Origin of the sequence: Nocardia sp. NPDC058114, from assembly GCF_042884695.1 — a bacterium.
Lineage (GTDB): Bacteria > Actinomycetota > Actinomycetes > Mycobacteriales > Mycobacteriaceae > Nocardia.
In genome coordinates this window covers 632831-646703 of record NZ_JBHVTK010000004.1, presented here as the reverse complement: position 1 = coordinate 646703, position 13873 = coordinate 632831, and the positions used below count along the sequence as shown (strand labels likewise).

Annotated in this window: 10 protein-coding genes; 5 read left to right on the top strand and 5 right to left on the bottom strand. The window is 68.0% G+C overall.

The genetic code is table 11. The features are described from left to right. The first annotated feature begins 168 nt into the window (after positions 1 to 168). Positions 169 to 969, top strand: a complete 801-nt coding sequence (locus ACFVVI_RS19050; RefSeq protein WP_378989202.1) for a methyltransferase domain-containing protein — start codon at positions 169 to 171, stop codon at positions 967 to 969. On the opposite strand, the gene ACFVVI_RS19045 is transcribed toward ACFVVI_RS19050, so the two are convergent. After that, entirely contained in the window at positions 970 to 1266 is a 297-nt protein-coding gene (locus tag ACFVVI_RS19045; protein ID WP_056823697.1) for a hypothetical protein, read from the bottom strand. A gap of 211 nt (positions 1267 to 1477) precedes the next feature. Between ACFVVI_RS19045 and ACFVVI_RS19040 the strand changes: the two genes are divergently transcribed. Further along, a complete protein-coding gene (locus ACFVVI_RS19040; RefSeq protein ID WP_378989203.1) occupies positions 1478 to 2932 on the top strand; it encodes an aldehyde dehydrogenase in 1455 nt (484 codons plus the stop codon). On the opposite strand, the gene ACFVVI_RS19035 is transcribed toward ACFVVI_RS19040, so the two are convergent. From ACFVVI_RS19035 to ACFVVI_RS19020, 4 genes are all read right to left on the bottom strand, one after another. Continuing rightward, entirely contained in the window at positions 2929 to 3108 is a 180-nt protein-coding gene (locus tag ACFVVI_RS19035) for a hypothetical protein (protein ID WP_378989204.1), read from the bottom strand. The genes ACFVVI_RS19040 and ACFVVI_RS19035 overlap by 4 nt on opposite strands. Positions 3109 to 3342: 234 nt before the next feature. Next, the gene (locus tag ACFVVI_RS19030) at positions 3343 to 5172 is read right to left on the bottom strand and encodes a phosphoenolpyruvate carboxykinase (GTP) (RefSeq protein WP_378989205.1); all 1830 of its coding nucleotides are present in this window, start codon (positions 5170 to 5172) and stop codon (positions 3343 to 3345) included. A 249-nt stretch (positions 5173 to 5421) separates the two neighbouring features. Further along, a complete protein-coding gene (locus tag ACFVVI_RS19025) occupies positions 5422 to 6930 on the bottom strand; it encodes a hypothetical protein (RefSeq protein WP_387446130.1) in 1509 nt (502 codons plus the stop codon). Continuing rightward, a complete protein-coding gene (locus ACFVVI_RS19020) occupies positions 6917 to 8026 on the bottom strand; it encodes a hypothetical protein (protein WP_387446129.1) in 1110 nt (369 codons plus the stop codon). The genes ACFVVI_RS19025 and ACFVVI_RS19020 overlap by 14 nt, the downstream gene beginning before the upstream one ends. A 133-nt stretch (positions 8027 to 8159) precedes the next feature. Between ACFVVI_RS19020 and trmB the strand changes: the two genes are divergently transcribed. The 3 genes from trmB to ACFVVI_RS19005 are packed head-to-tail and all read left to right on the top strand — an operon-like array spanning position 8160 to position 13834. Continuing rightward, entirely contained in the window at positions 8160 to 8963 is an 804-nt protein-coding gene (gene trmB, locus ACFVVI_RS19015; RefSeq protein WP_378635039.1) for a tRNA (guanosine(46)-N7)-methyltransferase TrmB, read from the top strand. Beyond that, a complete protein-coding gene (locus ACFVVI_RS19010; RefSeq protein WP_082844190.1) occupies positions 8960 to 9676 on the top strand; it encodes an NYN domain-containing protein in 717 nt (238 codons plus the stop codon). The genes trmB and ACFVVI_RS19010 overlap by 4 nt, the downstream gene beginning before the upstream one ends. Next, on the top strand, positions 9677 to 13834 hold the full coding sequence (locus tag ACFVVI_RS19005; RefSeq protein ID WP_387446128.1) for an MMPL family transporter: 4158 nt from the start codon (positions 9677 to 9679) through the stop codon (positions 13832 to 13834). It abuts the gene before it with no gap. Positions 13835 to 13873: the final 39 nt, after the last annotated feature.

The window sequence follows — 13873 nt, the reverse complement described above, 5'->3', positions numbered from 1 at the left end:
CGGCCCCCACACTAGCGGGTGTGCTCCACGCAACACGGTTGTATCGACCGCGCCCGCCCAGATCAGCCCGTCGCACCCGAGCCGACCCCGTGAAGACGAACCCAACCCACCCACCCAACGCCCCCACCACCAGCCGCGACCGAAGGGCCTGCCCATAAACTCCTGCCCGTGCCGATCGCCACCCAGCCGACAACCGAGCAGCCCGTCCATCGACGCGACCGATCGAGGTTCGCGCGCCGGGCCTCTCTGCGCCGCTCGCTGCGCCTGCTCACCAGCTTCCGCTTCGAGCAGTCCGACCCGGCCCGTTTCTACGGCGGCATCGCCACCGACAGCGCGGAGCTGATCGGCGACTTCTACGCCGACATCACCGGCCGCGACCTCACCGGCACCGTCGTCCTCGACGTGGGCGGCGGCCCCGGCTACTTCGCCGACGAGTTCACCGCGGTGGGCGCCCGCTACGTCTCGGTGGAGCCCGACCCGTCGGAGATGCACGCGGCCGGGCTGCGGGTGTCGGGTTCGGTACGCGGGTCGGGGATGGCGCTGCCGTTCCTCGACAACTCCGTCGACGTCTGCTTCTCCTCCAACGTCGCCGAACACGTGCCGCAGCCATGGCTGATGGCGGACGAGATGGTGCGGGTGACCAAGCCCGGCGGCCTCATCGTGTACTCGTACACGGTGTGGCACGGACCGTTCGGTGGGCACGAGACCGGCCTCTGGCACTACCTCGGTGGCGAGTACGCGGCCCGCCGGTACCGGCGCAAGAACGGACACGAACCGAAGAACAGGTTCGGCCGATCACTGTTCGCGGTGACCGCGGCGGATGGGTTGCACTGGGCAGCAACGACTTCAGCCGACGTGCGGACTATTTTTCCGCGTTATCACCCACACTGGGCCTGGTGGCTCGTCCGAGTTCCGGTCATTCGCGAGTTACTGGTCAGCAACTTGGTGGTGGTGGCTACCAAAGCATGATCACGCCAGCCAGCTCAAGCGCCGCGACCTCCGCATCGGCTCGGGCAACACCCTGACCCACGGCGATTCCTGAATCGCCAGGCCCACGGTCTCCAACGTGGTCAGGCCGACCTGATCGGCCAGCGCGCCGACCATCGCGACCGCCTCAGCGGCCTGGATAGCGGCAGTCGCCTGCTCGATCGTGAGTGTGCGGCCGGGCAGGAATGAGACAACCCATCCGCCACTGCCCACACTTTTCGCTTGATGGTCGGTCTGGTCGCTGGTCATCAACGATCGGCCGATCACTTGCACAGCCATGAGTCGGTCTCCCCAATTCGCTGTTAATGTTCGATGAATCGAGCGAGCTGATCAGTAGCTAAAGCATCCCCTTTTCACCAGCGGAACGCAATAGTGCGTTTCCCCGAAAAGCGAACCGACAGGTTGGAATTCACCATCTTCACAGTCGTTGCGCCGCAGCGAATTAGAACAGGTTGCAGACAATTCGCCCGCAAAACTGTAACGTGTTCTCATGCACTACGACAGTCTGTTCATCGGCGGGAAGTGGACCACCCCGGCCGGTAGTGACCGCATTTCGGTGGTCTCCCCTGCAACGGAGGAGACCGTGGGCAGCGTGCCGGCGGTAACGAACGCCGATGTCGACGCCGCGGTCGCCGCGGCGCGCGACGCGTTCGACAGCGGGCCGTGGCCATCAACGCCTCCACTGGAACGAGCGGAGGTACTCAGCAAGGTCGCGCGGCTGATCGAGCAGCGTTCGCCCGAATTGCTCGCCGCGCTCACCGCGGAGATGGGCGCGCCGACGTTAGCGGCCTTGACACTCAACCAGATTCCCGCAGTCGCGGCACTCGACGCCCTCGTCGAGCTCGCGAAGACGTTCGCCTGGAACGAGACTCGAGTCGGCCTGTTCGGAACCTCGCGTGTCTCACGGGAACCCCGCGGTGTCGTCGCCGCGATCACCGCCTGGAATGTCCCGTTGTTCCTCGCCGCGAACAAGCTCGGACCCGCGTTGCTGGCCGGCTGCACCGTGGTGCTCAAGCCGTCGCCACTGACTCCGCTGACCGCGAACATCCTCGCCGACCTCTTCACCGAGGCGGGCCTGCCCGACGGCGTGCTCTCGGTGCTGCCCGCCGACGCCGAGGCCAGTGAATACCTCGCGGGCCACCCCGGCGTCGACAAGGTGACCTTCACCGGCAGCACCCCGGTGGGCAGGAAGCTGGCCGCGCTGGCCGGTGCGCAGCTCAAGACCGTGTCGCTGGAGCTCGGCGGCAAGTCGGCCGCCATCGTGCTGCCCGACGTCGACCTCGCCGCGAGCATTCCCGTGCTCGCGTTCTCCGGGCTGATGAACAGCGGGCAGGGCTGCGTGGCGCAGACCCGAATCCTCGCACCGCGCAGTCGCTATGACGAGATCGTCGAGGCGTTGGTCGCGCACGTCAAGACCATGCAGACCGGTGATCCGACCGATCCCGCCACCCAGCTCGGCCCGCTGATCAGCGAAAAGCAGCGTGACCGCGTGGAGGGCTACATCGCCAAGGGCAAGGCCGAGGGCGCGCGGCTGGTACTCGGCGGCGGCAGGCCCGCGGGCGTGGACCGCGGCTGGTTCGTCGAGCCGACGATCTTCGCCGACGTCGACAACGCGAGCACCATCGCCCAGGAGGAGATCTTCGGCCCGGTGCTCTCGGTGATCCCGTACGAGACCGAGGACGAGGCCATCGCCATCGCCAACGACTCCGACTACGGTCTGGCCGGATCGGTCTGGACCACCGATATCGAGCACGGCGTCGAGGTCGCGGCCCGGATCCGCACCGGTACCTTCGCGATCAACTGGTACGCCTTCGACCCGACCGCACCGTTCGGTGGCTACAAGAACTCGGGCATCGGCCGCGAGAACGGCCCCGAGGGCCTCGACGCGTTCTGTGAGCAGAAGTCGGTCCTCATGCCCATGGGATGGACCGACGCCACGGCTTAGTTCTCCGGCATATGGACCCGCAGGACCGGCTGCGCGGCCACCTCACCCCGGGCGGGTAGGTCGACGACCTCGACCCGCCAGCCCGGGGGCAGGGCCCGTTCCAGTCGGCCCGCCACGCGCTGCATGGGCGTGCTCGAATAGGTGTCGGACTCGAATCCGGTCACCAGATCTGTCATGCGTCAAACCACCTCTCAGCGTCGATCTCGTCGTTGACCGCATGGCGGTGCAGGAGTCTCGCAGGGGTATCAGCTCGAGAGGAAATATAGGCGAAGGTAACGCTGCCGCCACACGCGACTCTCTGACACCGACAGATGTACCCAGAACGAGACTGTGGAAATCGTCCGACGACCTGAGACGAACAGAACCGCCCGTACCGAAACGGTACGGGCGGTTCAGTGTTTGCGGGGCGACTAGCCCAGGCGCTCCTTGAGTGCCTCGAACTCGTCACGCACGCCCGAAGGCAGCTTGTCGCCGACGAACTCGAACCATTCCTCGATCGACGGGATCTCCTTGCGCCACTCGTCGGCGTTCACCGCGAGTGCCTCGTCGACATCGGCGGCGACCACGTCGAGGCCGTCCAGGTCGAGATCGGCAGCCGAAGGCACATTGCCGACGGCGGTGGCCGTGGCGCCCGAGCGGCCCTCGATGCGGCCGACGATCCACTCCAGCACGCGGGAGTTCTCACCGAATCCGGGCCACAGGAAGCGGCCGTCGTCGCCACGACGGAACCAGTTCACGTAGAAGATCTTCGGCAGCTTGTTCGCGTCGGCGTTCTTGCCGAGGTCGATCCAGTGGTTGAGGTAGTCGCCCACGTGGTAGCCGAGGAACGGCAGCATCGCCATCGGGTCGCGACGGACGGTGCCGACCTTGCCCTCGGCGGCGGCGGTCTGCTCCGAGCCCATGGTGGCGCCCATGAACACGCCGTGCTCCCAGCCGAACGACTCGGTCACCAGCGGAACGGTGGTCTTGCGGCGACCGCCGAACAGGATGGCCGAGATCGGCACGCCCTGCGGGTCGTCCCACTCCGGCGCGAGGGTCGGGCACTGCGACATCGGGGTGCAGTAGCGCGAGTTCGGGTGCGCGGCGTGGCCCTCCGACTCGGGGGTCCAGTCGTTGCCCTTCCAGTCGATCAGGTGCTGCGGGTCGCCTTCGAGACCCTCCCACCACACATCGTTGTCGTCGGTCTGGGCGACGTTGGTGTACACGGTGTTGCCCGCGTCGATGGTGGCCATCGCGTTGGGGTTGGAGCTGTGGTTGGTGCCCGGCGCGACGCCGAAGAAACCGAACTCCGGGTTCACGGCGTAGAGCTGACCGTCCTTGCCGAAACGCATCCAGGCGATGTCGTCGCCCAGGGTCTCCGCGCGCCAGCCGGGGATGGTCGGCTGGATCATCGCGAGGTTGGTCTTGCCACAGGCGCTCGGGAACGCGGCGGCGACGTAGTAGTTCTTGTTCTCGGGCGAGATCAGCTTGAGGATCAGCATGTGCTCGGCCAGCCAGCCCTCGTCGTGGGCCATCGCCGAGGCGATGCGCAGCGAGTAGCACTTCTTGCCGAGCAGCGCGTTGCCGCCGTAGCCCGAACCGAAGGACCAGATCTCACGGTCCTCGGGGAAGTGGGTGATGTACTTGGTGTCGCTGCACGGCCACGGCACGTCGGCCTGGCCCTCGGCCAGCGGCGCACCCACGGAGTGCAGCGCCTTCACGAACGGCTTGTCGGCGCCCAGCTTGTCGAGCGCGGCCTGGCCCATCCGGGTCATCACGCGCATCGAAACGACCACATACTCGGAGTCGGTGATCTCCACGCCCAGCTTGGGGTCCTCGGCGCCGAGCGGGCCCATGCAGAACGGCACCACGTACATGGTGCGGCCCTTCATCGAGCCGCGGTACAGCTCGGTCATGGTGGCGCGCATCTCGGCGGGGTCGACCCAGTTGTTGGTCGGACCGGCGTCGGCCTCGGTGGCGGAACAGATGTAGGTGCGCGATTCGACGCGGGCCACATCGGAGGGATCGGACAGCGCGAGGAAGGAGTTGGGCTTCTTCTTCTCGTCGAGCTGCTGGAAGGTGCCTGCCTCGACCAGCTGAGTGGTCAGGCGATCCCATTCCGCGTCGGAGCCGTCGGCCCAGACCACGCGATCGGGCTGAGTGAGCTCTGCGACTTCCTGTACCCAGGCGAGCAGTTCACTGTGCTCGGTCGGCGCCGTGCCGTCGGATCCACGAAGACCAGGAATGGTCGCTGAGGTCATGAAAACTCTCCTGAGATGGGCGGTTGTTCGATCCATCGATCGCCACCATGGGCGGGTAAGGCGTCCGCAGTGACCAACCGTCGCACAACCCCGATAGACGGCTAGGAAGGCCGTACACGGACGGTGGCCGCGCATCGACTGGCAAGAGCGGACGCCCAGGTTCCTGCCTCAAGGTTAACGCGATATGACGACCGATATGGCATCGGGCTCCCTAACAGGTACCCACCGGTGTATCGGTCAATCCCGCGCTCACAGTCGATCGAGCGTGGCGATGTCACGCTCACAGGCCGTCAGCTGTGCGGGACGCTCGGCGACGAGCCTGCGCGCGAGCGCGTCGAGTTCGGTGACACGCCGATCCACGGCCACCGCTCGCGCGGTCGATTCCCGAACCACGTGCTCGGCCAATTCGGCCTCGATGTCCACGAGCACTCCCGCGACACGCTGTTCGAGCTGGGCTTTGACGTTCACCAATGCCTCGGAGACCCACTGGGCCATGTGGTTGCGTTCGGCGAGTTGGCCGCGGGCGCGCACGACCCAGTAGGCCGCGCCCGCGCCGAGCAGCAGCGTCACCGGGACGCTCGCCACGTCTAGTGTCGGGACCAGCGACAGCGGTGCCACGACCAATCGGCCGAGGCCGACGCCGGCCGACGCGCCGAGCGCGATCATGAGGTGATCTTCGACACCTCGGTGTCTCTTGCCGGGATCCGGACCGACTCGCGGCGCCGGATCGCGGCGCCGGGTGGTCGGCGCGGCAGTACCGATCCGGCGCGCCGCTTCGCTGACCCGTTCGTCGATGACGGCGTCGACCGAGACCGACAGCTCACCGGCCGCCTGCTGCAAACGCTGTGGGTAGGCGCGCAGTTCGGCGCGGTCGCAGCGGTCGAGTTCGGCGCGCGAGCGGGTGTGCAGTGCGCGCACCATCGCGCCGAGCTCGGTGGTCAGGTCGACGCGGGCGAGCTGCACCTGGCTGCGCACGGCGGCGAGACCGGTCTGGCGACCGCCGTCGCGCTCGGCGACCAGTCCGATGCGTTCCTCCCTGATCCGTGCGGTGTCCGTGCCGGAGCGCAGTGCGGTGATCTGTTCGTCGATTCTCGCTCTGGTGTCGGTGAGCACCCGGGTGCGGACGGCGGTGCGGCGCTGGGCACCGTCGGCCGGTCCCTTCGCGGTGGCCGCGGCCAGGGTGGCGTGCAGTCCGGCCACGCCGGAGCGATCGAGCAGGGCCGAATCGTCGGTGGCGCGGGCGGCGGCGGCCAGCCGGGCCGAGACGGCGACGATGTCGAGGTCGGTGATGCCGCGCGCGGCGAGCAGTTCCAGGTTGCGGTCGCGGGTCGCGCGCCAGTCTTGATAGGCGTGAAAGCCGTTCATGGCGAGCAGGATTCGCTGATCGGCGGCGCGTAGACGGTCGATCAGGGCGAACATGCCGGCGCCGAGGACACTGCCCGCGTCGAAGAGGATGAGCGCCGCGGCCGGGTCGTTGCCCACGGTCGGATCGGCCAGGTCGATATGGGGTTCGAAGCGGGCGAGTTCGGTGCGCAGCAGAGTGGTGTTGGCGTCGTCGGGGGCGTAGAAGTCGACGCTGCTGCCCTCCCCCGCGGCGGCCATCGCCCGGAGCAGGGCGCCACCCTGCGGATTCCACCGGTCGATCACCGCGTCCACCGCCGCGGGTAGGGCACCGGGGTCGTCGGCGGACGCGGCACTCGTATCGCCGCTCGCGTCGACGGCCGAGCGCTGGCCGGGCGGGACCTCAGAGGCCTGCACTGGACATCCGCTCCCAGGCTCTGACATAGCCGTTGTGCACGCGCAGCGCGGCCCGCCGGGCAGCGGGTGGCATGTCGCTGGACACGACGGCACGCCAGCGGGTGGCGCGGGCGAGCGCCTCGTCGGCGTCGCCGGGCGCGGGTGACGGGTAGCCGGCGGCCAGGTGGGAGACCTGCGGACAGGCCAATCCGGCGCACAGACCGGCCCAGAGCGCTTCGTCTCCGGTGAGATAGTGCTCGATCAGTTCTCGCGCGCGGCCGCCGTCGCCGGGAACCGCGCGGGCGGCCAGCCGGGTCAGCTCGTCGAGCAGTTCGCCGCCGCGCACCGCTTCCACCTGCTCGTACCGGCGGTGGACCAGCTTGTGCAGCGGATCGACCCCGCTCGCGGAGTGCAGGATCTGGATGATCGCCGACGCGGGCAGATCGGGATCGGCGCGCAGGGCCGACAGCGCGCAGTCCACACCGTAGAGATCCCAGTTGGCGATCAGCCGTCTGCGCGCTTCCTGGTCGGAGCCGACGCCGATGAACAGATCGGCGGCGAGCACCGACGGCACATCGGGGCCGACCGCGAGCCTGCGCAGATCGCTCAGATCCTCCGCGCTCACCGCTCCCGACCTGGTCCTGGCGGCGACCGAGGCGACGATCGGCACGATCGGCAGGCCGAGCTCCTGCACGTGCCGCTGTGCCGCGGCCACGGCCTCGCCCCAGCGCGCGCCCACCGCGTCGGCCTTGTTGAGCACCACCACGCCGCGACCCTGCGGCACGGTCGCGAGCAGGCGGTAGTCGGCGGCCTGCGGCGCACCGGCCAGCACATAGATGACCAGATCGCCGTCGAGGACCGGGTCGGGCAGCTCGGGCTGATCGACCGGCGCGGTCTCCTGCGCCGACAACAGGGCCAGCGCGGCCATCACGGTGGTCCGCCCGCTCAGCGCACGCCCGGTGATCTGGATGTGCAGCGGACGACGGCGGCGCGCAGCCGCCGCGGCGAGCTGTTCGGCGATCCCCGGATCACCCCCGCGACCTGCACCTAGAACCGAGATCAGCGCGTCGAGCTGGTCCGCGGGTCGTGTCTGTGCGAATTCAGTGGCTGTCGGCATTGCGCACACCCCCTTTTCGGAGGGCATTGTGTCAGATCCGCGCCGAGCCGGGGCGGGGCGAACCTTCTGCCGACCTGGGCGGATCAGCGGTCCCCCGAACTCGCCTGCGACGTAGCTCCGCGCATGCTGGACAATGGACGACGTGAACGACGCCGCCAACCACGCCGAGCCGACCAGCCACAAGCTGTCGGAGATGCCGAACGACGCGGGCAGGCGCTCGCTCACCGGCTCCCGGCTGTACCCGCGCGTCACGAGCTTCCGCTCGCGGCGAGGCGCGCTGACGCCGAATCAGCAGACCTCATGGGACCGCACCTGGCCGGTGATCGGGCGCGATGTGTCCAACGATCCGGTCGAAGCCGACGCCTGGTTCGGGCGCGAGGCGCCGCTGGTGATCGAGATCGGTACCGGCACCGGCACGGCGACGGCCGCCATGGCGAAGGCCGAACCGCACCTGAATCTCATCGGCATCGAGGTGTATCAGCCCGGACTGGCCCAGCTGGTCCAGCAGATCGAGCGCGAGGAGATCGAGAACATCCGGTTGCTGCGCGGCGACGCCGTGGACGTCCTGGAGAACATGGTTGCCCCGGAGTCGCTGATCGGTGTTCGGGTGTTCTTTCCCGACCCGTGGCCGAAGGCCCGCCACCACAAGCGCAGGCTGCTCCAGGCGCCGACCTTCGCCCTGATCGCCAGCAGACTCAAGCCCGGCGGCGTGCTGCACGTGGCCACCGACCACGCGGATTACGCCGAACATATTCTCGAAGTAGGCTCCAAGGAACCGCTGTTCACCGGCTTGAACGACACCACCGGCGGCGACAGCGCCGCCAACCGCACTACCGCGCCGATCGGTTTCGAACGGCCCGTCACCAAGTTCGAAGGCAAAGGCCTGCGTGCCGGTAGCGCCATCAACGAGTTCATATGGGGGAAGATCGACAGATGAGCGTGAGTGAGATCGCCCCCGAGATGCCGGTGCCCGCCCAGGCAGGCTCCGGTTCCGAGGCGTTGAGCGGTTCCGATGTTCGACGTGTCCTGCTGGTCTGGGACGCGCCGAACCTCGACATGGGGCTCGGCGCCATCCTCGGTGGGCGTCCCACCGCCGCTTACCGCCCCCGCTTCGACGCCCTCGGCCGCTGGCTGCTGGCCCGCACCGCCGAGATCTCGGTCGCCTCCAAGGGGCGCATCGAGGCCGAGGCCACCGTCTTCACCAATATCGCGCCCGGTACCGCCGACGTGGTTCGCCCGTGGGTGGAAGCGCTGCGCAATGTCGGTTTCGCGGTGTTCGCCAAGCCCAAGATCGACGAAGACTCCGATGTCGACGCCGACATGCTCGCGCACATCGCGACCCGGCAACGCGACGGTGGTTTAGCCGGCATCATGGTCGCCTCGGCCGACGGCCAAGCCTTCCGTGAACCCTTGGAAGCCATCGCGGCCAAGGGAATCCCAGCTCAGGTGCTCGGATTCCGTGAGCACGCGAGTTGGGCGGTCACTTCGGATACCCTCGGGTTCGTCGACCTCGAGGACATCCCCGGCGTGTTCCGCGAACCGCTACCGCGGGTGAGTCTCGAGTCGCTGCCCGACGAGGGCGCTTGGCTGCAGCCGTTCCGGCCGCTGTCTGCGCTACTCACTTCTCGCCCTGGTCAAGGAGTCGCTTAAGTGTTCACCCGCTGGGGCGATCTGGTCTACCGGTTCCGCTTCGTCGTCATCGTTGTCGTCGGTGCGGCGATGTTGGCGTTGGGCGCCTACGGCATGGGGCTCGGCCCCCGCCTGACTCAGAGCGGCTGGTTCGATCCGGGCTCGGAGTCGGTGAAGGGCGCGGAGATCGCCGACGGGTCATACGGGCGCGACCACAACGCCGACGTGATCGTCATGTACAACGCCCCCGAGGGCAAAACGATCGATGACCCGGAGTTCCAGCAGAAGATCGTCGCCAGCCTGACCGGGGTTGTCGCCGAACATCCCGATCAGATCGGCAAGATCAACGGCACCTATTGGAAGGTGGGCGACGCGCCCGCTGTGCCGTCGGCGTTCGGGTCGAAGGACAAGAAACACGCGTTCGCCTCGATCGCCATCGCCGGTGACAACGACACGGTCATGATGGCCAATTACCGTGCCGTGCAAGACGTCTTCTACATCCCGGGCGTCGACGTCGAGGTCTCGGGCTTGCAGCCCATCGCGGTCACGCTGACCGACACCCTCGACCACGACTCCAAGCGGATGGAAGTGCTGGCCTTCCCCGCGGTGGCGATCCTGCTGTTCTTCATCTTCGGTGGCATCGTGGCCGCCGCGCTGCCGCTGATCATCGGTGGTCTGACGATCATCGGTGCCACCGGCATCGTGACGGTGCTGACCAATTTCACCGAGGTCAACATCTTCGTCACCGGCGTCGTCTCGATGATCGGGCTCGGTCTCGCGATCGACTACGGCCTGTTCATAGTCAGCCGTTTCCGCGAGGAACTGGCCGAGGGGTACAGCACGCCCGCCGCTGTGCGGCGCTCGGTGATGACCGCCGGACGAACAGTTGTCTTCTCCGCGACGATGATCATCGCCAGCCTCGGCGGCATCCTGATCTTTCCGCAGGGCTTCCTGCGGTCGGTCGCGTACGGCACCATCGCTGCCGTCTCGCTGGCGGCACTGACCGCGATCACCATCCTGCCCGCGATGCTGGGCATCCTCGGCCCCCGCGTCGACGCGCTCGGTCTCAAGCGGTTCCGCAAGACCAAGACCGCCGAGCAGATCGAGAACGGCTTCTGGGGCAACACGACCCGCTGGGTCATGAAGCACCCGCTCAAGATCGCTATTCCGATCACCGTCGGTCTGCTGTTGCTGATCATCCCGGTCAAGGACCTGGCGTTCGGCGGCATCAACGAGAAGTACCTCCCGCCGGACAATACGACCCGGTCCGCACTCGAGCACTTCTACGAAGTCTTCCCGCAGAAGAAGACCGACCCGATCCAGCTGGTCTTCGTCTCGGACAACACCAACGCGATCGGCAAGGTCTGGAAGGAAGCCAACCAGGCTCCCGGGCTGGTCGGTCCGTTCGAGGTGCCGGTCAAGTCGCCGACCAACCCCGAGGTGTTCCGCACCTCGGCGACCCTGGTCGATCCCACCGGCGGCGCCGAACCGACGATCGACTATCTCCGCTCGATCGAAATACCCGACGGCGTCACGATGTACGTCACCGGTCAGCCCGCGCTCATGGCCGACAGCATCGACACGCTACTGGAATTGATGCCGTGGATGATCTTGCTCGTGCTGGTCACCACCACCGTGCTGATGTTCCTGACGTTCGGTTCGCTGGTGCTGCCGATCAAGGCCGCGTTGATGAGCGCGCTCGGTCTCGGCGCGACCCTCGGCATCCTCACGTGGATCTTCGTCGACGGCCACGGCGCCGGGGTGCTGAACTTCACGCCACAGCCGATCAGCGCACCGGTCTTGATGCTGATCATCGCGATCATCTACGGCTTGTCGACCGACTATGAGGTCTTCCTGCTCTCCCGCATGGTGGAGGCACGCGCCCAAGGCGCGTCGACCACCGAAGCCGTGCGGATCGGCACCGCCCAAACCGGCAGGATCATCACCGCTGCCGCACTGATTCTGCTGGTGGTGACCGGCGCGTTCGCGTTCTCCGACATGGTGATGATGCAGTACATCGCCTACGGCATGATCGCGGCGCTGTTCATCGACGCCACCATTCTGCGCATGCTGCTCGTCCCGGCGATCATGAAGCTGCTCGGCGACGATTGCTGGTGGGCGCCGAAGTGGATGAAGCGCATCCAGGAGAAGATCGGCCTCGGCGAACCCATCCTCGACGACGAGCGCCCGGAACACGGTGGCGTGGTCGACCTGGTGAAGACCACCCCGATCACCGACCCGCCGACCATGCAGATGACGGTGGTCCCCGATTCCAAGCTGGCCCGCACCCCGCGCAGGCCGCGCACGGTCGCCGAGATCGAGGCCGAGGCCCCGACCCAGCGCATCGACAAGATCACCGACACCGACGCCGCCGAACCTGCCCGTTCGCGCCAGCCGATGTCGCCCGATCCGACGCGTCCTCGCGCCTCGGTGTTGTCCTCGGGCGAGCCGACCCGGGAGTTGCCCGTGGTCAAGCCGGGTACGCCGGCGAAAGTCGCTCCGGAGGACACGGCGAAGCAGGAGGACTCCGGTCCCGACCTGCCGAAGTACGTTTCCGGCGAGCCGACCCAGGTGCTGCCGATCATGAAGCCGGATGCTCCGAATCCCGTTCAGGGACCTGATGATTCGACCACGGATACCGCCGAGGACGAAGACCGTGGCTATTCGGGGCCGAGCTTCGGCACACCCCCCATCCCCCTCGCCGATCTCGGCGATCCCCGAACCGGCCCCGGTGGCGCCGCTCGCTCGACCAACGGGCGCGGACGCACGAACGGCACCGCCGAAACCCCCACCGGCCCGTCGATCTCGCGACCCGGACCGGTCGACACCGGGTCCGGCCTCGATCTGCCCGGCATCGTCACCGGGGTTGCGCCGCGTGGCTCCGAACGCGTACAGCCGCCTTCGGGCTACAACACCTCCGGCGTGATCGGCGAGACTCCGCCGGTGCCCCGGGTGTCGACCCCCGACGAGACCGGCGACAGCGCCGGATTCGGCACCCCCCCTGCCGATTCGCCGCCGCGACCCAGCATTGTGCCCCCGGCCAGGCCGAACACGGCGACACCGCCGCCGCGTGGGATCGTCCCGCCGCAGGCGCCGAGGATCGTGAACACGCCCCCGAACGCGACACCCCCCGCGCCTGCGAGCGAGACTCCGTCGAGCGGAACTTTCAACGGGTTCAGCCCGGTGACCGCGTCGAACCTCAGGCCGGTCACGCCCGACTCCCCCGCGCCCGATCCGGTCGATGCGGCCCCTCCGGCGGAGCCGAGCCGTCCGTCAGAGCAGAGTCGTCCGTTCGAACAGAGCCGTCCATTCGCGCCGAGCCGTCCGACCGAGCCGAGCCGTCCGACCGAACAGAGCCGTCCGACGGAGCAGGCCGATCCCCCTGTGCGCGAGACGGATTCGCGCCCGTATGAGGTCGATACAGCGAGCCCTGACTTCACAGCGGCGCCCGGCGTGCATCGCGCCGAGTCTCACCAGGGCAGTCCGGCTCGCGCGGAAACGGAACCCGAGTCGCCTATCCCGCCGCAGGGCATCTTCGGCACCGCGGTACCTGTGGAACCGCAGCCGAGCTCCCCGTGGAACAACGGCATGACCGGCCCCGGCACACCACGCGGTTTCACCTCGTCCGACCAGGACAGCGGACCTCGCTTCTCGCCGGTCACCCCGTCCTCGGCCGACGAGGCGAACCGTGATCGTCCTGTCGTCGATTCCTCCGGTGACCGGCCGACTTCGGCTCGACCGGCAAACGTGGTGCGTCCGCAGATCGCGCCGCCCGGATTCACCGAGGTCCGACCCGAGGCCGCGCCTTCACCCCGGCAGCCGGATTCGGCAACCGGCGAAACATCGGCCGCCAGTGGGGAACCGGCCGGCGAGGCACCGCCGACCGACCAGATCGGCACCCCCGGTCAGTGGCAGGCGCCTTCCGGTTTCACCGCTGTTCCGACGCCGCCCGCATCGCCTGCGGAGCCTTCCGACGATGCGTCCCTGGATACTCCTGCCGCCGAAACCGATGCCACCGCAGCGGAATCCCCCGCCGATACGCGCAACGAGATCGAGAACTGGATGGCTCAGCTGCGCTCGTCGCGCCGCGGTACGGCCGCGGACGAGGGTCGCCACCACGGCAACGAGGGCCGGACGGTGAGCGTGAACGAACTGCTGCGCCGACGCGAGGACGACTGACGTTCGCAGTGCTGACACGCGACCGGCGGGGCTTTCGAG